Below are 19,237 nucleotides of genomic sequence, written 5' to 3'. Positions count from 1 at the left end.
ACCTGCTAGCGGGGCATCTGACCTGGCAAGCGCGCCAGCGCCTCAAAGCGAATTTGGTCGAGCTGGTCGAGCGTGTCTTCCAGATGGTGCAGACTTTCGCCGGGCTTCAACATGCGAGCTGTCGCGTCGTCGTGTTCGGTTGACCATTGCCGCCACAAGGCGATGACGTGATCTAGCTCTTGCTGCTCGGCCGGCGTGAGCGCAGCGCGCGACCATGCCACCGGCAGCATTTCTCCCCATTGCCAAAAATCGGCGTCGATGTGGGAAGTCATTTTTACAGTCCTTGTTTCACGCGGCTGTCCGCTATTGCCGTCTGCTATCAATCGTAGCGCGAACGCCAGGAAGGGACAAGATTGTTGTCCAAGTGGCGACGGCTGGCGGGGCGGCAATTCAATCCGAATCGGCAAAGTGAACCGCAGAATGTTGACATGCGTACAGTTGATGGATAGTATAAATGCGTTCACTGATGCGACTCTCCCTGAAAGGATAACCCAACATGGTCAATCCGCTGCGTGGCGACGATTCGTGCGGTGTGTGGGCATTGAGCGACGTGTTGCTCGAGTTGCGAGCGAAGTCGCCAGAACTCTGGGAAGAGTCCGCGGCCGCGAACCGAGTCGGCGGATGGGAGAGTTGCGCGAGCGAAAGTGATTTGCTGGCCATTGGCTTGCTGGCGAGTGTTTAGCAGTCGGCGTCACGTTGGGCTCGCTTGGCGCCAACGAATGACAAAAAGATTTCATGTCAAAATAGTTGACGAGTCACAGGGCCATCGGCATATTGATACCTGTCTCCTGCTTAGCGGGAGACAAACATCGAGCCGCCTGGTCCTGCCCCGCCAGGCGGCTTCTTTTTTGCGCTGGCGCCATTCTGGGCAGCCGGCCGATGGGGCAGCGCAACCTTTCTTATGGCCTTGGCGCGCGAATGACTGCTGGCCGCGCGCGATATTTTGCAGGCACGCCAGCGCTGTGACTGCCCGGCAGGATGAAGACCTACAAGAAACTATCGAACGGAGCGGCTAGGCGGCGAAAGGTCTCGGCCGGCATGGCAACGGTGTCCCAGGCGGGGGAGATGGGTCGCGCATGTTGCGCGTAATCGCGGCGCCGGATGCCAAGAAAGGCGTACAGGCTGCCGCGAAATTCAAACAATCGCTCGGCGGGCAAAGGAGCGCGATCGCCAACCACATCGTAGGCAAAAACAAAAAGCCCTCCGAAACGTTCGCCGAACAATTGCTCCCAGGAGGCGAGACTGTCGAGATCGTCGCGCGTGGACCAGTTGCGCCAGTATTGTTTTTGCTCTCCCGAGGGAAAGCGGCGCCCCTTTACATCGACGAGCCAACTGTCGCCGGACGCGGAAGAGACGATGAAATCGACGCTCTTGAGCGACGACTCGGCGACCAAGCTGCGGCGCGACTCGTCGACGGCCACATAAGGTTGTTGGCGCGCGCGCAAGTACTCTTCGAATGCCGCTTCGTAATGATTGTCGCGTTTGGTCATCGGCCGCCCGTGCCGTGGTGATTGCCGCCGGGGTCGCTGCATCGTGCGGCAGTATATCTCGATACGCGCTAGCCGCCGAGCATTTGGCGAATCGCGGCCACCACGCCGTGTGCGTCGGGATCGAGCGGCGCGGTGACGCTGATGCCGGTCGCCAGATTCTTGATCTGGCACTGGCGCGCGTTGAACTCGTCGTCGCCCGCGATGATCGCGATCAAAAAGCCGCGGCGATCGGCGTATTTCAGTTGCTGGCCGATCTTTTTGGCGTCGGGATAAAGCTCGACGCCTATACCCGCTGCGCGCAACTGCGACGCCAGACGCACATAGTCGGCCAGTCGCGACTCGACAAAGTACGCGAGCAGCACAGGCGCCGGCGTTGCCACGCGATCGATCTGCCCCAATTCTTCCATGGCGGCCAACAGACGATCCAGTCCGAGCGATGCGCCAATGCCGGGCAAGGATTGCGAGGTGTACAGTCCGGCGAGGTTGTCGTAGCGGCCGCCGGAGCAGACGCTGCCAATCGCGGGCAAGGCGTCGAGAAAGGTTTCGAAGATCGTGCCGGTGTAGTAGTCGAGACCGCGGGCGATGGAAACGTCGAGCACAAGCCGCGCTTCGGGGACACCGGCGGCGCGGGCGGCTGTGAGCACGCCGCTCAAGCGCTCAAGACCTTCTTCTCCAACGAGACTGCCCGCCACCAATGGTCGCAATTGCGCGAGCACTTGATCGTTGGGGCCGGTCAAGTTGGCGAGTTTGAGCACATCGCGGGCCTGGTCGGCGGTGGCGCCGGCGGTGGCTTTGATTTCCGTGGCCACCTGATCGGCGCCGATTTTGTGCAGCTTGTCGAGCGCCCGCAAAATGGGAGTAGCCTGATCGGCCAACTGGAGTCGTTCGAGCAGGCCGTTGAGCACCTGGCGGTTATTGATGCGTATTGTGAAATCGGCGAAGCCGATGGCGAGCAGGAGATCGTGAATCACCAGGGCCGTTTCGACATCGGATGCCAGCGAGCGCGTGCCGATGGTGTCGAAATCGCATTGCATGAACTCGCGGTAGCGGCCGCGTTGCGTGTTTTCGCCGCGCCACACCGGCGCGATGTGATAGCGTTTGAATGGCGTGCCGAGTTCGCCGATGTGCTGCGCCGCGAAGCGGGCGAACGGCACGGTGAGGTCGAACCGCAGCGCCACCGAGCGGCCGCCATGATCCTGGAACTTGTAAAGTTGCTTGTCGGTTTCGTCGCTCCCCTTGCCAGTGAGGATTTCGAGGTATTCCAGCGCCGGCGTGTCGATGGGGCTAAAGCCGTAGGAACGGTAGACGCGCCGCGCCGTTTCCATGAGCCGCTCGCGCGGCATCATGGCGTCGGGCTTGTAGTCGCGAAAGCCCTTGAGCGTGCGAGGTTCGATGCGGCGCAGTGTGGTCACGAGGCGAGAATGGGCAACAGGTCGGGGCGGGGAGTGCGAAAACCACTGCCAGGAGGTGGCCCCAGCACGGCTTCGGCAAACTCATAAACTTGCTGTGGGGTTTCGAAATATCGCTCGTACACCCAATCGTCCTCGAATTCGCAGGCGTCGGTCGAGTATTCGCGACAGATTTGCGGACGGGTGTCGTAGATGCCGCAGCGCTGGTCCGCTTGCAAATGATCGCAGCAATTGTGAACGACCAGGTACCAGTTTTCGTCTTCGATGAACACCGAGACCTGCCCGTGCAGCAAGTACCAGCGAATGAAGTCGAAGTCCTGCCAGGTAGTGGGCGTTTCGATCGGCAGCGCGAAGTAGCGGCAGCACTTGGCGGTGCAATGGGCGCAGAGCACCTCGCCCGGCGCTAGATCTTCACGTCGAATTTTCTTGATTTCGGCGATCGCCATGCGCGATGGTCATGAATAGGATTGGGCCAGAGCGCGACGCTGGCGTCGCGCGGAGCATCAGAGTAGCAAACGGCGCGCAGACTGACCAGCGGCCAACATCACACAGCGCTCACCACGACCGCGCACAGCTAGGCGGTCGTAAACGCGACCGCCGCCGACTGTCCACCGGCAGTGGTGTTCACCGAGACGCATGCGCGCTTAACGCAGCTTGCCGGCTCGTCGCGGACCAGTTGAATAGGGCAAGCGGGATCAAGCTGGTCGCAGTTCAGCGTCCGCGGCACGATCCCTTCGACCAGCGCCAGCAAATTCGCCGCAAACTCGACCGCGCCGCTGCCGGCGCCTAGATTGCCGAAATAGCTTTTGGGGGCGAAGACCCGCGATTTTGGCAAAACTTCGGCCAGGGCGCGAGCCTCACGGCGGTCGTCGTTGGGGGTGCCTAGCCCATGTGCGCCGACATGTCCCACATCGGTCGGCTTGAGTTGTGCCCCGCGGAGCGCGGCCGCGACGGAGCGCATGATGCCCTTTGAGCAGTGCGTCGATCCATTTTGCCCGTTGTCAAAGCTCGATCCCCAGCCGGCAATGCGCGCCAGCACCGGGGCGCCGCGTCGCTCGGCATGCGCGCGACTTTCAAGGATCACCGCCGCGGCGCCTTCGCCGCGCACCTGGCCATCGCGCGCCAAGTCAAAGGGTCGTGCCGCCGACGCCGGCGGGTCGCAGCGCCGGCTCAGTTGGTCATAGAGGCAACTGCGCACCCAATCGTAGGGGTGCATGCGCGACGCGGAGCTGCCTGCAATCATCACATCGGCGGCGCCACGGGCAATCACCGCCGCCGCCTCGCCAATGGCGAGCAGGCCGGAAGCCTCGGCGCTGCAGACGGTGTTGTTGGGCCCGCGCGCGTCCTTGGCGATGGAGATGTGGGACGCCAACATATTGGGAAGGTTCTTAAGCATGCTCAGCGGATACATGGCGGCCGCGCCATCTTGACCCCAGCGCTGAAAATCGAACTGGGCGCTCTCCATGCAACTGCGGTAGGCGTCGGCGATTTCTTCCAGGCTGTTGCGAATTCGATCGGCGCCAAAGACGACGCCGTACCGATCGGGATCGACCGCTCCCGACTCGAAATGCGCATCCACGCAGGCCAGTTCGACGGAGGCGACCGCGAATTGCGCGCAGCGCGACATGATCTTGAGGTTCTTGCGTGGTCGCACGTACTCCTTGGCGTCGAAATCGCGAACTTCGCCGGCGATGCGCACCGGAAATTCCGCAGTGTCGAATTGCGAGATCCAATCGATCCCGCTTTGCCCGGCCAAGAGCGCGTTCCAAAACGCTTGCCGGCCCACGCCAATGGGGCTCACCACGCCAACGCCGGTAATCACCACATCGGCTGAGCGGGAGTGATCGACGAGGTGGGGCATTTCCATTGACACCGGTATGGGGGGACCTGCGATGCCAAATCGGCGCTCGCCGCCGCCAGCCTTAGGGAACGGCGGTAGTTAGGGGATTTAGCGGCGTCGTGCCTACGTCACGACTTGGGGCGTCCCGGTTAACTTCGCCCGGGTTGCCTATCTTCGCTCGTTTTTGACGCAGGGTCAAACGGCCGAGCCGCTGAATGGCGCCATTCGGCTTGTCGGACCCCCGGTGTTCTCGTATTCTCCGCCGCCCCACCAAAGGCCAGCGTCACCTGGCGCGGACCTCCCTAAGGCGGCCCCTGAAACGGTTTTGGCATGACGCCACGCGTAACGACCAGGCCACGATGCCTTGCAGCACTGTTTGCAGCGAGCGTGCTGGCCGGTTGCGCGGCGCCGCCACAGCCGAAGCTCAGCGCGGTGCCGACGGCGGCGTTTCGACCGGCTCGCGCCCCGAGCGATGCCGCCGAGTCGTCGTCAGTAGATTCAGCGCAGAGCGCTGATGGGGTGTTACAAGATGCGCTGCAAGCGGTCGCGAAGGGGCAATCGGCGCAGGCGGCACGTGAGCCATCGAACGACGCAGCGGCCGACGAACTACTGGCGGAAATCGAGGCTTTGGGCACGCTCAGCGCAGCGGAACAAACTCGGCTGGCCGCCGACCTCCAGCGCACCGATCCCGCGCTGCGGCAGCAGATGCTGGCGCTAGTTCGGGCTGCCGCTGCTGATCAATCGCGCGGTGAGCAACGCGCCGAAGCGAAAGCGGTCGCCGCCACTGTGGATGGCGAGGCCAGTCGCGAGGTAGAGGAGGCCGCCGGACCGCGCGCCGCGCGCCGCACTTCCCATTCTGCGTTAGCGCAGCGCGAAGCGAGTGAGGAACTCAATTCTGAGCGACATAGCGCCAAATTGGCGCCGCGTCGAGGAGAGCGGCCAACCGCCGCTGCCGATCCAGAGCAGACAGCTACCGATGAACCGCGACCATTACCCAATACTGAAGAGCCGGCGCCGATGGACGTGGCGCGAGCCAGCGGCATGAGCAAAGGCGAATCGCGCGCCAATCCGATCGCCGCGTCATCGTACACGACTGGCGCCGGGGAAGCCGATCCGACCGGCAATGCGGTGGCGGCGGCCTCGTTCGAGCGCCCCGCGGCGGCGCACCGCGCCGCCAGTGGATGGAAGGACCGCCTGCGCGATTTGGCGATCGAACTACAATCGGAGGCGGAGGGAACGGAGCTTGGTCAGCGGCAGCGCGAAGTGTATCAACGGCTACTGTGGCTAATGGCCGGCCAGCGCGAAGACGCGCTACGTTCGCTGCCGGGGGCCGAACCGGCCGAGCAAGAGTTTTGGTCGAAGGAGTTGTATGGCCTGTGCGCGCTGCTGGACGAAGAGCGAATTCCCGACACCGATCGCCGCGCCGCCGAGGCCGCGCTGCATCTGGGGGACGCTGCCGCTCGACTGCGTGAGACCGCCACGCTGGTCGTGCGCAATCTCTCCTTCTGCACCGAAGTGGCCAGCTTTGGTGTATCGAAACCGTTCGAGAAATACGAGTTTCGGCCGGGACAGGAGGTGCTGCTCTACGCCGAAGTGGAGAATTTCAAGAGCGAGCTCTTGCCCGACGGATTCAAGACAAAGCTCAACAGTCGCTATCAGATCTTTGACAAAAGCGGGCAGCAGGTGGACCAGCGCGACTTTGGGGCCACCGAGGATCTGTGCCGGAATCGTCGTCGCGACTTTTTCATTCGCTACCAGTTTGCCATGCCGCAGCGTTTGTACGACGGCGCGTATACCCTCAAGCTGACGATCGAGGACGCGCAGGGCGAAAAGATCGGGCAGTCGTCGATCGACTTTGTCGTGAAGGACGCCAAACCCTCGGGCGAATGAGGCGCCGTGCGGCCGGTCAACCGCGCCGCGCCAGCCGACAGAGCGCCTCGACTCCGCGCTCGAGCGTGCGCTGGTCAGCGGCGTACGACAAACGAAAATGCGTGTCTTGCCGGCTGAAGACGTTGCCGGGAATGACGAGCACGCCCGCCTCGATGGCGCGTGTGACGAACTCGGTTGCCGAACCATGTGGGGCGCGCGGAAACATATAGAACGCGCCACCGGGGCGAACCAGGTCGAAGTCGTCTTTCAGTCCGGTGTACATGAAATCGCGTTTGGCTCGGTACTGCGCTAGTTCGGCTTCGAGCCGCATTTCGAGCGCTTTGATTCCCGCCCATTGCACTGGCTGCGGCGCGCATACGAAGGTGTATTGTTGCAGTTTGATCATCTCGTCGATCACAGCGGATGGTCCGTGGGCAAATCCCAGTCGCCAGCCGGTCATGGCATGGCTCTTGGAAAAGCCGTCGATGACGATCGTCTGATCGTTCCAGCGCGCGGGAGAAACGAACGCCCCGTCGTAGCAAAACTCGCGATAGATTTCGTCACTCACCAGCGCGATGCCGCGTTCGGCCGCGAGTTCCGCCAGTCCTTGTGTTTCCGACGCCGTCGCCACTACGCCAGTCGGATTGGCGGGGCTGTTGAACAGAATCAACTTGGTCCGAGAGGTGATTGCCGCTGCGACGCGATCGAGGTTGATGCGAAAATCAGGGTAGGTGTCTACGAGTATCGGCGTGCCGCCGACGAGGTTCACCAGCGGTTGATACATCACAAAGAACGGATCGAAGACGATGACTTCGTCACCCGGGTTAACCAACGTGAGCATCGCCACCACCAGGCCGCCGCTGGTGCCGCTGGTGACGAATACATTGCGATCCACGTGCCGTAGGTCGGCGTCGACACGATGTTGCAACTCCTGGCAAAGCGGCGCAATGCCTTGCGTTGGCGAATAGGCATTGCGCCGATTGCGAATGGCGTCGATCGCCGCGTCCTGAATTTCGCGCGGCACATCAAAGTCGGGCTGGCCAATCGATAGATTGATCGGGTCTTGGAGCTTGCCCGCCAGTTCGAATACGCGGCGGATGCCCGAGCTATCGAACGTGCGCATCCGATCGGCGATCCAGGAGCGGGGCAGGGCAGGGGGCATGTGGTTGGTCCAAATGGTAGCGGCAGGGCAGGGGGGAGGCAGCGATCAGGGGCATCGTATGCCGCCGCGTGCGAGATTGCCAAGGGACGGTCGCCGGCAACCAACGGCCAAGACAAGTGACGCTAGGGCAAGGTTCTTTTCGCCCCCTGGAAAGTGCTGCGCCGGGCGCTAGCTGCACGAGTGGCCGCGATCGGCGGCGGCGCCACAGGGGGAGGCTAGCGCGGTTTTGAACACGCGCCAGGCCAGCAAGCAGCAGCGTTGCCGCGTGGGGGTCAGGCGGGGGCCGAAGAGCGTCAGCATGTCGGTGGCGGCGAAGCGAGCCGCCTCTTCCACAGGCTTGCCGTACAGATGTTCTAGCAGCATCGACGCCGCGGCCTGGCTCACGCAGCAGCCATCGCCGTGGAAGCAGGCATCGCACACGCGACCATCGGGGGAGATTTCCAGCTCGATGGCGATATGATCGCCGCAGAGCGGATTGTCGTCTTCAAAACGATGCGTCGCATGCGGGCAATTGCCACAATGCCGCGGATTTTCGTAGTGCTCGAGTATGCGCTGCTGATATAGGTCGTCGTCGACCATGCAATTGGCCCTTGGGTCGCAAATGTGCTTGTGGTCGTATTCTAGCTGGCGCGGGCGTTTGCCTCCATTGGCAGAGGCCAGCGTCGCCTGGCCTACTTTGCCGCCTGGGCAAATGGCGTCGGCCCAAACCGTCGAATTTGACCGCGCATTATGAAATTTCGTTGCATTGTACGAATGCCAATAAAACACACGGCGCGCCCTGGTCGAAAGCTAGCAATGAGAGTTGCAGGTCGAAATATGTCCGCCTGCGGCCTCATTTCAATGCAGTGAACGGTCAAGCAAGGCCGCGGTGATATGAGACGGATATTTTGGACGGCGCTGGCAGGGGGATGGTTTGCCGCCGCGTCGTGGGGCGCCGAGAGTGAGAAGCTGCTGGACGATTTCGACGTTAGCCGCCCGGCAAATAATCTTGTCCTGACGGCCGCTGCTCAGCAGCAGCCAGCGCCAGCCGCAGGCGTCAAGCCGCCGCCCAAACCAGCGGCGCCGCCCAAGGGACCATTCGCCAACTCGCCGCCAACGTTTATCTTTCCGCGGCTGGGCCACTTCATTAACTTTCCGACCGGCCCCGGCTATTACTCGGCGGCCGATTGGCTGACGGGCAACTACCGCGAGAAGGCGCCGCCGTTTCCGTGGGGCCGCATCAGCCTCAAGGCTCAGCCCTTTTACGATCTCGATTTTCGCTATCTCGACGATCCTAAGAACACCTACCACATGTGGTCGGACGGACTCAAACGCCGTCGGATCGGCGATGGCTGGATCTTCTCGACGGGTGGCGAGTTTCGCGATCGCTACATGAACGAAGTCGACTCGCGACTGACTCAGATCAACAACAGCTATGAGCAGATTCGCACAATGGCCTATGGGTCGATGTACTACTACGATGACTTCGGCGTCTTCGTGCAGTACATCGACGCGCAGCACTTTGGCCACGAGTTGACCCCGCTGCCGATCGACGTGAACCGATCCGATCTGCTCGACCTGTTTGTCGACGTGAAGGTGATGGAGTGGGAAGACAAGCCGGTTTACGTTCGCGGTGGTCGGCAAGAGCTTTTCTTGGGATCGCAGCGTCTGGTGTCAAACCTCGATTGGGCCAATACGTTGCGGACCTTTCAAGGGGTGCGGGCCTTCCGGCAGGGGGAAAATTGGGACATGACCGGCTTTTGGGTCCAACCGGTTCCGCCCGACCCCTCGAACTTCGACTCGCCCGACGAAAATCAAAACTTCTCGGGGTTTTGGAGCACGTATCGCAGCAAGCCAGGGCGTTTTTGGGATTTTTACGCGTTGAACCTGGACAACGACAATCCCGTCGCGCAAGGACAAGGGGGCGCGGTGGGAGGAGTCAATGTCACGACGTTGGGATCGCGCGCCGTCGGGGATATCGACAACACCTGGCTCTACGACCTGGAAGGGATGTTTCAGATTGGTAAATACGCCAATCAGCAATTGCAGGCGGGAGCGGTCACAACGGGCGGAGCGTACTGTTTCAAAGACCTGCGGATGATGCCGCAGTTGTGGGTCTATTACGACTACGCATCGGGCGACACCAATCCCGGGCAGGGGAGCAAGTTCGGCACCTTTCAACAGTTGTACCCATTCGGGCATTACTACCTGGGCTGGCTCGATCTGATCGCGCGTCAGAACATTCAAGATTTCAATATGCAATTTGTCACCTTCCCGGCCAATTGGATTTGCTTTATCGCGCAGTATCACAACTTTCACTTGGCCGAGGCGCGTTCGCCGCTGTTCAATGCGGGGGGCGTCGGGCAGCGCGTCTCTCCCGACGGATCGGCCGGCACCGATGTGGGGGACGAGCTTGATTTGATCGTCAACTTTCATCTCACCGCGCACCAGGACATCTTGATCGGCTACAGCAAGCTGTTCGCGGGCAATTACATTCGCAACACCGGACCCGATGTGTCGCCGGAGTTGCTCTATGTGCAGCATCAATTGCGCTGGTGATACGAGCAGGCTGCTGGTTTGACGCTGGTTTGCCGCGCGGCGTATAGTGGGCCCGCCTACCTGTCGCGCGCGAAACCAGGGCGTTTTGTGATCACCATCATCGATTACGGATCGGGCAATTTGCTGTCGGTGGCCACCGCGTTTCGCCGGCTGGGCGCCGAGATCACCGTGTCTTGCCAGCCGGCCGACGTGCTAGCCGCAGAACGGATCGTCTTGCCGGGCGTTGGCTCGCTGGCGGATGGGATGAACCGCCTGCGCGAAACGAGGGTGGCTGAAGCGCTCGAGCGTAAAGTGGTCCAACAGCGGACCCCGATTCTCGGCATTTGCCTGGGAATGCAGATGTTTTCGCGCCGCAGCGAAGAGGGGGACGCGCCGGGTTTTGGTTGGATCGACGCGGAGACGCGCCGTTTCGCGCCGCCCGCCGACAGCGCGCTCAAGGTGCCGCACATGGGCTGGAACGAAGTGCGACTGGCGCGGCCGCACGCCATTGTGCGACAAGTGCCGAGTGGAGCGTGTTTTTACTTTGCGCATTCTTATCATGTGGTATGCGAAGATCCCGCCGATGTGTTGGCTACCACCAATTTTGGCGGAGAGTTCACATCGGCGGTGCAGCGCGAGCATGTGTTTGGCTTTCAGTTTCATCCGGAAAAAAGCCACGAATTGGGCGCGCAATTGATCCGCAATTTTCTCGACTATCGCGAGTAGGCATGCTCAAGACGCGCGTCATTCCTTGTTTGCTCCTCCGCGAGTGGGGCATCGAAAAGAGCATCCAGTTCAAAGATCATGTCTACGTCGGCAGCCCAATCAATGCCGCTCGCGTCTTCAACGCGCACCATGTGGACGAGTTGATCTTGCTCGACATCCAGGCCACTGGACAGGGACGTGGACCGATCCGCGAGATCATCGCGCAAATCGCCGAAGAGACCTGCATGCCGCTGACCGTGGGGGGAGGAGTGCGCTCGTGCGACGAGGCTTGGAAACTGTTGCAAGCGGGCGCCGACCGGATTGCCATCAACACCTATGGCGTGGAGCGGCCCGAGATTTTTCGCGAGGGCGCCGAGCGCTTCGGTCGGCAATGTATGGTCGCTTCGATCGACGCCCGCCGGCGCGCGGATGGACAGTACGAAGCCTTTACGCATGGAGGAACGCGCGGCACGGGACGCGATCCACTCGACTTGGCGCTGGAGTTCGAGGAGTTGGGAGCGGGCGAGATATTGCTCAATTCCATTGATCGCGACGGCACGATGAGCGGCTACGACATTGAGTTAATACGACGGGTGGCCGACGCAGTGAAGATTCCGCTCATCGCGCTGGGCGGGGCGGGAAAGGTTCAGCACTTTGCCGCGGCGATCCACGAGGGGCACGCCGCGGCCGTGGCCGCCGGCGCGTTTTTCCTATTCTATGGCCGGCGTCGCACCGTGCTCATCACCTATCCCAACGACGAGGCGCTGGCCGGCGCGATCGGTAGCGACTTGGTGCGCTGGAAGAATATTGAGGCCCCGACTAAGGAGTGAAGCGCAACGAGGCCCGAAATTCCCGGATCACCGTGAAAGTCGGATCGGTGGCTTTGGCCGCCAAGTCAATACGGTAACCCTGGTCGACGGCGCGGATGTTCAAAGAGTCTCGCTCGACGGCACGCGGCGCGCGAGGATGGCGACGACCTGCTGCCCCTTGCGCGTGACGAACAACGTGCCACGTCCGTCGCCTTGCAACGGCAATCGCCGGCGCAGTTTTTCGGGATGGATTTCCACTCCGCGCTGTTTGATTTCGATTTCGCTCCAGTGTTGGGCACGAACCAGTTCGATGACGGCACGCTCGCGAAACGGGACGTCGGCGATGATTTGGAAACTGGCGCACAGGGCGCCAGCGAGGGGCGAGTCGCTGGTCAGATAGATGGCGCCAGGGGCGATCGCGGCAAGCTGGTGCTGGTTGGCCAGCGCTCCCACGAGTTGGCTGGCGATCACCGCAGCGTCGGGTTCATGCAGATAGCCACTCAAATGGCTGGCGACCGAGCAAATCTCGCGTGGGGCGCCAGATAGCGAGGCAGTCGCTTCCCCAGAAATGGAGACCTGGGTCGCCCGGCGTGAGCCGGAGTCTCTCGCAAGCGAGCCGAACCAGGCCACCAATTGGCGACATTCGCCGCCGCGGCTGATCCATTCCAACTCGGCCGCTGACTGCCAATGTGTCGGCGGCTGGCTGGCCGGGGCCAGTTTGATGGCGCCGGCGGGTTGTTCCTCCAAGAGCCGGTCCATCCATTCGGCATTGGGCTGAAACTGATCGACTTGGGTGGTGCGGCGACCGCTGGCGGCACGGCGATCAGGATCGATATGCCAGGCGGCGAATTCTCGCCAATCGCGCGTGGTCACATCGGCAAGGATCGACTCGCCGCGTCCCTCGTGACCAGCGACCCGCAAATTCTCTTGCGACAAGAGACGCACGGCCGCGTCGCTGTCGACGCCGACCGTGGGGCCGCGCGCCGCTAGTGCCAGCAGATCGCCACCCACGCCGCAGCACAGGTCGACGATTGGTTGATCGTTGGGAAAACGCCCGGCCTTATAGGCCGCGATGGCGTGGTCGGTCGCTTGTTCCAAAGCGATGCGAGTGAAGTACATTTGCGCAGCAAGGGGGAATTTGTCTCTCGCGCGGTGGCGGAGATCGACTTGCGCAAGCGCCAGGCGAGCACGCGCGGGCCCAAGTGTCGCACGCAATCGGCGCGACTGCGCCAATTCGCCATCAGGCGAAGTGGCCAGTTGCGCGAGCAACTCCCCCACCTCTGGCGAAATCAGCCACTGAATGTCGTCGATATCTGCGATTGGTGCGCGAGCGGTCAAGAGCGTGTCGTGGAGAAAGCGGATGGCTGGGCGAAAATTCACTTGAACTTGGCCAGTGAATGCCAATGATGAAGTACAGGCGTGGTTGTCTCAACACCCCAGGTCGACTGCCGACGGCATTCATGAACGAATTGGCCATCTATCTGCACTTGGCGCAGGCGAGCCATCGCCGCCGGCGACCGCTGGTTCGTGACAAACTACTGGTATTGGCGGGCGTGATCGCGCTGGGCCGCAATCTGGATCAAATCGCCCAATACTGCCGACAGCTCATTCTCACGCACAATCCGGCACATCTGGTGGGGCATTGGGCTAGCTTTGACGCCGCATTGGCCGATGACGACTTTCGCATTTATCTGCGACGCTTGGCACGGCTTTACCCACTGGAAAAGGCGGAGCATATGCTCCAGTCGTGGGGGATCGATCTGGCTCATGAGCGTCATTTGTACCTCGACGACCATGAATATGCCGCCGGTATTTTAGGCGCCACACCCGATCTGTTGGCCGCTTCCACCTTGCAACCGCCGGTGCGCCGCGTGGAGTGTGGACGGGGAGAACCACGGGCGCCGCTTGCCGCTCGACTTTCTGCCCGGTTGAAGTCGCTGGTTCGTTTCTTGCGATAGCGACGTTTTCTCCGCATCTCTGTGGATTGGTTGTGACGAGCGCGAAGACTGCGCCGTCGGGGCGACGGACGATCAATCTGACAAGTCTCCGCGCGCCGATACTGTTCGATGACGGGCCGTGCTATTCATCGCGTCCGCGCGGAGCGAGATCGGAATGGGTCGACCAGGATTATTGGGCTTGGGGCTCGCGGCGGCGATCGGCCTGCCCTATGTGACTAGCCCCGACAGCGGCTTGCGCAAGTGGGCCAATTCGGCCGTGGAAAAGCCGGCGGCAACGAGCACCGCCGCGGCAGCCGGACTCTCCGCCGCTGGTTCGGCGCCGAACGCCAGCCATCCGGTCACCCGCCCGGAGGGGCAACCAGTGACCCATCTGGGTGAGGTCTTTCGCTTTGATGTTACGACTGGCTGGGTGCTTGCCCGCTGGCCGCGCGTGACGACTCGATTGGCCACGCTTGACCTGCAAGGTTATCGCGTGGCGCTGGTCACTGGCACCAAGGAGAGCGATCTGGCGGGCTCGTTGACGTATTACTTCAACCCGGACCAGCGCGTGCAGCGCATCGCCTTCAAAGGGACAACCGGCGACACGCGCATGTTGGTGGCATTGCTTTCGTCGCAGTTTGGGTTCGTACGCACAGCGACGCCCGATCCGCATTTGCACCTGTATCAGGTGAAGGAGGATCGTGAGGTGGTCAGCGAACTGCGGATCCATTCGATCAGCACGATCAAATCGACCGATCCGCACGGTCGCTTTCAGGTGGCGCTGGTGATCGAGCGCCCCAGCGAGTCCTAGGCTCGCCAGTCATGCGAGCGAAGGCGAGGCGCTAAAGTCGAACACGCTTTCGCACCACGCCGCGACGGCGAGGGTTTGCGCTTCGCCCAAGTTGGGACCAATCAATTGCACCGCGACCGGCAGGCCGTTATCGGCCAGTGAGCAGGGAATAGATACAGCCGGAACGCCGGCGTAGCTCCACGGCGAGTTGAACACCGGGTCGCCGGTTGTGGACAAGTCGCGCGGCGCGGTGTCGCAGGTGGCCGGCAGCAGGATCGCATCGACCTCCTGCAATGAATCGTGGACGGCGTGGCAGAAGCGCTTTTGATGTTCGATCGCCGCGACATATTCGCCGGTTTCGATCGCCAGACCTTCATCCAGCAGCGTGGTGATCTGCGCGCCATACTGTTCGCGTCGCTTGGCGAACAGATCGCGATGGAGGTGCGCGGCCTCCACCGCCATGATGCGGCGGTGCATGGTGTGGACTTCGTCGAAGCCGGCTGGCAGCGGCAACGGTTGGATGGTGGCTCCCGCCGCGGCGAGTCGCTGTATCGCGGTCGCGGTAGCCTGTCGTACCGCGGGGGAAGACCGCTCGTGGAAGAAATCCGCGACGGTCCCTAGTCGCGGCGGATAGCCGGCATTCAACAGCGACGCATAGGCAGGCGCTTGCATTGGAGCTAAGTTATTGACGGCGGATGGATCGGCCAGCACTTGCAGCAAGATTGCCAGGTCTTCGACACGGCGCGCCAGCGGGCCGGGATGATCGAGGTGATAGGTGAGCGGTACGACGCCAGCATCGCTAATTAGCTGAAAGGTTGGTTTGCAGCCCGCGATGCCGCAGTAGCTGGCGGGGCGAGTGATCGAGCCGCCGGTCTGCGAACCGATTGCCGCCAGGCACATGCCGAGCGCCACGGCCGCCGCCGAGCCGCTGGATGATCCGCCGGGGGTACATTCAAGATTCCAAGGATTGCGGGTCGGCGGTGGGTCGAACGACGCAAATTCGGTGGTGACGGTCTTACCGACGAGAATGGCGCCGGCCGCGCGCAACCGCGCCACTAGCAGCGCGTCGGCCGCGGCCGGGCGATCGGTGGTCAAGAGCGAACCGGCCCGGGTGGGCCAGCCCTCGACATCGATCAAATCCTTGATGCCAATCGGTATGCCGTGCAGCGGCCCGAGCCAGCGCCCCTGGGCCGCGGCCAGATCGGCTTCGCGAGCTTGTCGGCGCGCGTCGTCGCGTGCGACCAGGACCCAAGCTCGCACTTGCTCTTCCCATTGATCGATGCGCGCCAAGCACTGTTCCAGCAAGTCGCTGGCGGTCAATCGCCCTGCGCGCAGCGCGCTGGCGGCCTGAGCAAGGTTCCAATTTTCGCGCATGCGACACGAATTTCTAGGGAGATTGAAACGACCCGGGAATACGACGGGTATGTACGGTGCGCTGCGCGCCATGCCAGCTGGATGCAGAAGTTACCGCAAAAATTCTTGCAAATCTTGGCCAATCTTATGAGAATCCGGAAACGAGCGCCGGCTTTCAGGGCCGAGATCGGCGCCACTGGGGACCCTAGCGAATGAATTTTCCCTTGGGCCAAATCGTTGTCACGCGGCGCGCAGAGGAACTGCTCGAAGCGTCGGGACTGACGATCAACGACCTGCTGCAACGGCACCGGGCGGGTGATTGGGGAGACTCGACCGCCGAGGAACGGCGACTCAATGAGCACGCGCTGGCGAACTCGATGAGCGTGATTTCCAGCTTTCTCGTTGGCGCCGGCGAGCGATTGACGGTCCATACGCGACCTGACCGCAGTGTGACGATGGTGCATGTGGCGCCCGCCGTGAGTCGAGTAGCGCGTACGGCTTGACAGGCCACCAAGATTTGCGGGCTAACCTTGCCGCTAATAACGCTGTTTCTTGCTGCGCGGCTTCGCTATTCTGGTGCTCCTTGACGCGTACCCGAGGCTCTCGGCCAGCAAGCAATATGATCTTTGGGCCAGTCTTCACGGCCGAAATCATCACTAGCAGCAGGCGGCGGCGCAACTTTTCATTGCGTATCGGCTACGGCTTGTTGTTGCTGGCGGCGCTGTGCATGGTGTACTCCGAGTATTGGCGCCCGCGGCGGCGTGGCACGGTGCAAGAATCGGCCATGGCCGCAAGCGCCTATTTTAGCACGTTCGCCACTTTGCAACTGTTGGGCGTGGTGATGATCGCGCCGGCGCTGGCGGCAGGCGCCATTGCCAGCGAACGAGAGCGCCGCACCATCGAGTATCTGTTCGCCACCGATCTATCGAACTGGGAGATCGTGTTTGGCAAGTTCATGGCGGCTTTGCTGCGATCGGTCGCCTTTCTGCTGGTGGGGCCGCCAATTCTCTCGCTGGCGATGTGGATGGGGGGGGTGGGCATCGACCGCTTGTTGGCAGTGCTGTTGATCACCCTCAGCACGCTGGTGGCGGTCACCGCGCTGGCGGTGGCCGTGTCGGTGTGGTCGCCCAAGGCGCGGCAGGCGGTCGTCCGCTGTTATGTGGCGCTGTTAATTTTGCTGCTCGTGCCCGCGTTCTTGAATTTGATGCTCAGTGGCGGGATGTGGCAGTATCCCGCTTGGGCGCAATATTTCTTGAATTGGCTCGCCAGTACAGCGGAAACGGTATTTAACGCCAATCCATTCTATGTGCTTGCACAACTGATGGGTGCGACTGGGCGAGTGGGATTTTGGGAGTTGCTCGGACCGATGCTCCGCGATCACGCGGTGCTGGCGGCCGTGTGTCTGGTGGCAGCGCCGTGGGCCGTGCGGCGCGTGCATCTGCGCAAGTCTTCGGCGGGCGTTAAGGGGCCGTCGGCACGCGCTAAGCGGCGCGCGGTGGGGGATAGCCCGATGCTCTGGAAGGAACTGTACGCCGAGCGGATGGGCAACCGACTCGGCTGGGCAGGGCGCCTCTTGTTTTTCTTGTTATTTGCCAGTCTTGCAGGCTTCACCCTATGGGCATTCTTGCAAGCGCTGATCCACGACCCCAAAGATTTTGAGCCGTACGCGATCACGATTGCCGTGATTGCTTGCAGCCTGACAGTGCTCGGGGTCGGCGCGCGGGCGGCGACCTGCGTGACCGCCGAGAAAGAGCGCGACACCTGGTTGACGCTGGTCAGCACGACCCTCACGCCTCGCGAGATTGTGTTGAGCAAGTGCGCCGGCGCCATGAGCGTCGCGTTGCCGCTGTTGTTTCTCTTGGCAGCGCTGTGGATCATGACGCTGGCGCTCACGCCCGAATACTTTATCGCCATTCCGCCAACTCTGTTCTCGTTGACGGCGCTGGTGGCGTTCGCCGCAGCGCTGGGGACATGGTTTTCGTTGTGGTGTCAGAATTCGACGCGCGCCCTCGGCGCCACGCTCGGCACGCTGGTGCTGCTTGGGGGCGCCTATCTCCCCTTTGTCACTTGCTGCTGCGGCGGTATCTTCTTCAGTCAGTTTATTGGCACGGGGCCCAGCCACTTGGCCAATTTCGTCTGGCCACACGTATTCACGCCGTGCGGACCGTATTTGCTGGGACTGCCGAGCACGCTGCCGTCGCTGCTCCGTTACAACGGCAGTGATTTGTTCGAAATCGAGTCAGTTGGCTTCATGTCCTCATATCTGGTGGGCAATGCGGCGTACCTTGTGGCCACGTTCGCATTGTTGCAAAGATCAACCCTTGGCTTCGATGCGCTGGTGGGGCGGGTCACGGATAGCACCACTCGCTGGCGCCCGAGACTCTCGGAGCAGTCGCCTGCGCTCGCCGTAGTCATCGACATTGCCGCGCTCGACGACGAACCGGCGGAGGGTTCCGCTCATGCTCCGCCAGCGGAGCCGTAATGTGTGATGGCTAGCGCGTGATGCCTAGCGCGACCAATCGCCGGCCGCATTGGTGGAGCGCGGGGGCGCGACTACAATGCCGCGATGAAAGTTCAGCTCATGGTCACCTGTTTGAGCGATGTGTTGCGCCCCGCGGCGGCGCAGGCGACTGTGCGCTTGTTGCGCCGATTGGGACATGAGGTGACGTTTCCCGCCGCGCAAACGTGCTGCGGCCAACCGCTCTACAATAGCGGACTTGCTGATGCTGCCCGTCAGCAGGCGGAGCATACGCTGCGCGCCTTCGCCGACGAAGCGCCGGTGGTGACCCCTTCGGGTTCCTGCGCGGCGATGGTGAAGGTGGAGTATCCGCACTTGTTCGAGCCTGGAACCTCGCTGCGCACGGAGATCGACGCGCTGGCGGCGCGAACGTTTGAGTTTTCTGATTTTCTGGTAAATCAACTGGGAGTGCTCGACGTGGGGGCGAGGTTCGCCGGGCGCGTCACCTATCACTACGCCTGCCACTTGCGAGGGTTAGGGCTGGTGAACGAGGCGATTCGGTTGATCGAGCATGTGGAGGGCGCCACGTACGTGCCGATGGAGCACATGGACCAGTGCTGCGGATTTGGCGGCTCGTTCGCGGTGCGCTACCCACATATCTCCACGGCGATGGTAGACGACAAGACGCGCTGCACGCTGGCCACGCAGGCCGAGGTGGTGGTGGCCACCGACGCGGGCTGCCTGATGAACATTGGCGGTCGGCTGCGACGGCAAGGCGCCAAGATCGAGGTGCTGCATTTGGCGGAACTGCTCGATCGCCGCTAATTCGCGCGGAGAGTCGCGGGAACGCTCGGCCCTCCACTCGCCGCCGGTGAGGCTCGCCCTGTCGGCCTCTCGT

At 62.1% G+C, this 19,237-nt stretch carries 19 protein-coding genes; 10 read left to right on the top strand and 9 right to left on the bottom strand.

What is annotated here, in order from left to right; translation table 11 throughout:
• Nucleotides 1-5: 5 nt before the first annotated feature.
• Nucleotides 6-272, bottom strand: a complete 267-nt coding sequence (locus tag K1X71_06590; protein MBX7072800.1) for a hypothetical protein — start codon at nucleotides 270-272, stop codon at nucleotides 6-8.
• A gap of 224 nt (nucleotides 273-496) precedes the next feature.
• On the opposite strand from K1X71_06590, the gene K1X71_06585 reads away from it, so the two are divergent.
• Nucleotides 497-682 (top strand): hypothetical protein, encoded by a 186-nt coding sequence (locus K1X71_06585; protein MBX7072799.1) that lies wholly within the window; start codon nucleotides 497-499, stop codon nucleotides 680-682.
• A 304-nt stretch (nucleotides 683-986) separates the two neighbouring features.
• Here the strand turns inward: K1X71_06585 and K1X71_06580 are convergent, their stop codons facing one another.
• The 4 genes from K1X71_06580 to K1X71_06565 all read right to left on the bottom strand — a co-directional run bounded on the left by K1X71_06580 (nucleotide 987) and on the right by K1X71_06565 (nucleotide 4,760).
• Nucleotides 987-1,490: an HYExAFE family protein gene (locus K1X71_06580; protein MBX7072798.1), complete on the bottom strand. Its 504-nt coding sequence runs from the start codon at nucleotides 1,488-1,490 to the stop codon at nucleotides 987-989.
• 68 nt (nucleotides 1,491-1,558) lie between these two features.
• Nucleotides 1,559-2,893 carry a histidine--tRNA ligase gene (gene hisS / locus K1X71_06575; GenBank protein MBX7072797.1) on the bottom strand — a complete coding sequence of 445 codons (1,335 nt, stop codon included), beginning with the start codon at nucleotides 2,891-2,893 and terminating at the stop codon, nucleotides 1,559-1,561.
• 5 nt (nucleotides 2,894-2,898) lie between these two features.
• Nucleotides 2,899-3,345, bottom strand: a complete 447-nt coding sequence (locus K1X71_06570; protein ID MBX7072796.1) for a YkgJ family cysteine cluster protein — start codon at nucleotides 3,343-3,345, stop codon at nucleotides 2,899-2,901.
• Between the two features lie 128 nt (nucleotides 3,346-3,473).
• Nucleotides 3,474-4,760 (bottom strand): beta-ketoacyl-[acyl-carrier-protein] synthase family protein, encoded by a 1,287-nt coding sequence (locus K1X71_06565; protein ID MBX7072795.1) that lies wholly within the window; start codon nucleotides 4,758-4,760, stop codon nucleotides 3,474-3,476.
• 309 nt (nucleotides 4,761-5,069) lie between these two features.
• Here K1X71_06565 and K1X71_06560 point away from each other — a divergent pair, with 309 nt between their 5' ends.
• Nucleotides 5,070-6,629: a hypothetical protein gene (locus K1X71_06560; protein MBX7072794.1), complete on the top strand. Its 1,560-nt coding sequence runs from the start codon at nucleotides 5,070-5,072 to the stop codon at nucleotides 6,627-6,629.
• A gap of 16 nt (nucleotides 6,630-6,645) precedes the next feature.
• Here the strand turns inward: K1X71_06560 and K1X71_06555 are convergent, their stop codons facing one another.
• Nucleotides 6,646-7,770 (bottom strand): aminotransferase class I/II-fold pyridoxal phosphate-dependent enzyme, encoded by a 1,125-nt coding sequence (locus K1X71_06555; GenBank protein ID MBX7072793.1) that lies wholly within the window; start codon nucleotides 7,768-7,770, stop codon nucleotides 6,646-6,648.
• Nucleotides 7,771-7,938: 168 nt separating this feature from the next.
• Complete coding sequence (locus tag K1X71_06550) at nucleotides 7,939-8,349, bottom strand: iron-sulfur cluster assembly scaffold protein (GenBank protein MBX7072792.1); 411 nt, start codon at nucleotides 8,347-8,349, stop codon at nucleotides 7,939-7,941.
• A gap of 294 nt (nucleotides 8,350-8,643) precedes the next feature.
• On the opposite strand from K1X71_06550, the gene K1X71_06545 reads away from it, so the two are divergent.
• From K1X71_06545 to K1X71_06535, 3 genes are all read left to right on the top strand, one after another.
• Nucleotides 8,644-10,308: an alginate export family protein gene (locus tag K1X71_06545; GenBank protein ID MBX7072791.1), complete on the top strand. Its 1,665-nt coding sequence runs from the start codon at nucleotides 8,644-8,646 to the stop codon at nucleotides 10,306-10,308.
• Nucleotides 10,309-10,395: 87 nt separating this feature from the next.
• Complete coding sequence (hisH, locus tag K1X71_06540) at nucleotides 10,396-11,013, top strand: imidazole glycerol phosphate synthase subunit HisH (GenBank protein ID MBX7072790.1); 618 nt, start codon at nucleotides 10,396-10,398, stop codon at nucleotides 11,011-11,013.
• 2 nt (nucleotides 11,014-11,015) lie between these two features.
• The gene (locus K1X71_06535; GenBank protein MBX7072789.1) at nucleotides 11,016-11,822 is read left to right on the top strand and encodes an imidazole glycerol phosphate synthase subunit HisF; all 807 of its coding nucleotides are present in this window, start codon (nucleotides 11,016-11,018) and stop codon (nucleotides 11,820-11,822) included.
• 99 nt (nucleotides 11,823-11,921) lie between these two features.
• On the opposite strand, the gene K1X71_06530 is transcribed toward K1X71_06535, so the two are convergent.
• Nucleotides 11,922-13,139: a hypothetical protein gene (locus tag K1X71_06530; protein ID MBX7072788.1), complete on the bottom strand. Its 1,218-nt coding sequence runs from the start codon at nucleotides 13,137-13,139 to the stop codon at nucleotides 11,922-11,924.
• A 122-nt stretch (nucleotides 13,140-13,261) separates the two neighbouring features.
• Here K1X71_06530 and K1X71_06525 point away from each other — a divergent pair, with 122 nt between their 5' ends.
• Together K1X71_06525 and K1X71_06520 are read left to right on the top strand one after the other, a co-directional pair.
• Nucleotides 13,262-13,759 carry a hypothetical protein gene (locus tag K1X71_06525; GenBank protein ID MBX7072787.1) on the top strand — a complete coding sequence of 166 codons (498 nt, stop codon included), beginning with the start codon at nucleotides 13,262-13,264 and terminating at the stop codon, nucleotides 13,757-13,759.
• Between the two features lie 154 nt (nucleotides 13,760-13,913).
• Nucleotides 13,914-14,549: a hypothetical protein gene (locus K1X71_06520; GenBank protein MBX7072786.1), complete on the top strand. Its 636-nt coding sequence runs from the start codon at nucleotides 13,914-13,916 to the stop codon at nucleotides 14,547-14,549.
• A gap of 9 nt (nucleotides 14,550-14,558) precedes the next feature.
• On the opposite strand, the gene K1X71_06515 is transcribed toward K1X71_06520, so the two are convergent.
• The gene (locus K1X71_06515; GenBank protein ID MBX7072785.1) at nucleotides 14,559-15,902 is read right to left on the bottom strand and encodes an amidase; all 1,344 of its coding nucleotides are present in this window, start codon (nucleotides 15,900-15,902) and stop codon (nucleotides 14,559-14,561) included.
• A 191-nt stretch (nucleotides 15,903-16,093) separates the two neighbouring features.
• Here K1X71_06515 and K1X71_06510 point away from each other — a divergent pair, with 191 nt between their 5' ends.
• The 3 genes from K1X71_06510 to K1X71_06500 all read left to right on the top strand — a co-directional run bounded on the left by K1X71_06510 (nucleotide 16,094) and on the right by K1X71_06500 (nucleotide 19,164).
• Nucleotides 16,094-16,384 (top strand): hypothetical protein, encoded by a 291-nt coding sequence (locus tag K1X71_06510; GenBank protein ID MBX7072784.1) that lies wholly within the window; start codon nucleotides 16,094-16,096, stop codon nucleotides 16,382-16,384.
• Between the two features lie 116 nt (nucleotides 16,385-16,500).
• Nucleotides 16,501-18,363, top strand: a complete 1,863-nt coding sequence (locus K1X71_06505; GenBank protein MBX7072783.1) for an ABC transporter permease — start codon at nucleotides 16,501-16,503, stop codon at nucleotides 18,361-18,363.
• Between the two features lie 84 nt (nucleotides 18,364-18,447).
• Entirely contained in the window at nucleotides 18,448-19,164 is a 717-nt protein-coding gene (locus K1X71_06500) for a (Fe-S)-binding protein (GenBank protein ID MBX7072782.1), read from the top strand.
• Nucleotides 19,165-19,237 lie beyond the last annotated feature (73 nt).

The organism is Pirellulales bacterium (assembly GCA_019694455.1).
Classification (GTDB): Bacteria; Planctomycetota; Planctomycetia; order Pirellulales; family JAEUIK01; genus JAIBBY01.
Note: the sequence above shows the minus strand (reverse complement) of the source record. Positions and strands in the feature narration are given on the sequence as shown.

Excerpts from the sequence above, each read along its gene's own strand:
- K1X71_06590 (MBX7072800.1), bottom strand. The coding sequence starts at position 272 with ATGACTTCCCACATCGACGCCGATTTTTGGCAATGGGGAGAAATGCTG.
- K1X71_06585 (MBX7072799.1), top strand. The coding sequence starts at position 497 with ATGGTCAATCCGCTGCGTGGCGACGATTCGTGCGGTGTGTGGGCATTG.
- K1X71_06580 (MBX7072798.1), bottom strand. The coding sequence starts at position 1,490 with ATGACCAAACGCGACAATCATTACGAAGCGGCATTCGAAGAGTACTTG.
- K1X71_06570 (MBX7072796.1), bottom strand. The coding sequence starts at position 3,345 with ATGGCGATCGCCGAAATCAAGAAAATTCGACGTGAAGATCTAGCGCCG.
- K1X71_06565 (MBX7072795.1), bottom strand. The coding sequence starts at position 4,760 with ATGCCCCACCTCGTCGATCACTCCCGCTCAGCCGATGTGGTGATTACC.
- K1X71_06560 (MBX7072794.1), top strand. The coding sequence starts at position 5,070 with ATGACGCCACGCGTAACGACCAGGCCACGATGCCTTGCAGCACTGTTT.
- K1X71_06555 (MBX7072793.1), bottom strand. The coding sequence starts at position 7,770 with ATGCCCCCTGCCCTGCCCCGCTCCTGGATCGCCGATCGGATGCGCACG.
- K1X71_06550 (MBX7072792.1), bottom strand. The coding sequence starts at position 8,349 with ATGGTCGACGACGACCTATATCAGCAGCGCATACTCGAGCACTACGAA.
- K1X71_06545 (MBX7072791.1), top strand. The coding sequence starts at position 8,644 with ATGAGACGGATATTTTGGACGGCGCTGGCAGGGGGATGGTTTGCCGCC.
- K1X71_06535 (MBX7072789.1), top strand. The coding sequence starts at position 11,016 with ATGCTCAAGACGCGCGTCATTCCTTGTTTGCTCCTCCGCGAGTGGGGC.
- K1X71_06525 (MBX7072787.1), top strand. The coding sequence starts at position 13,262 with ATGAACGAATTGGCCATCTATCTGCACTTGGCGCAGGCGAGCCATCGC.
- K1X71_06520 (MBX7072786.1), top strand. The coding sequence starts at position 13,914 with ATGGGTCGACCAGGATTATTGGGCTTGGGGCTCGCGGCGGCGATCGGC.
- K1X71_06515 (MBX7072785.1), bottom strand. The coding sequence starts at position 15,902 with ATGCGCGAAAATTGGAACCTTGCTCAGGCCGCCAGCGCGCTGCGCGCA.
- K1X71_06510 (MBX7072784.1), top strand. The coding sequence starts at position 16,094 with ATGAATTTTCCCTTGGGCCAAATCGTTGTCACGCGGCGCGCAGAGGAA.
- K1X71_06505 (MBX7072783.1), top strand. The coding sequence starts at position 16,501 with ATGATCTTTGGGCCAGTCTTCACGGCCGAAATCATCACTAGCAGCAGG.
- K1X71_06500 (MBX7072782.1), top strand. The coding sequence starts at position 18,448 with ATGAAAGTTCAGCTCATGGTCACCTGTTTGAGCGATGTGTTGCGCCCC.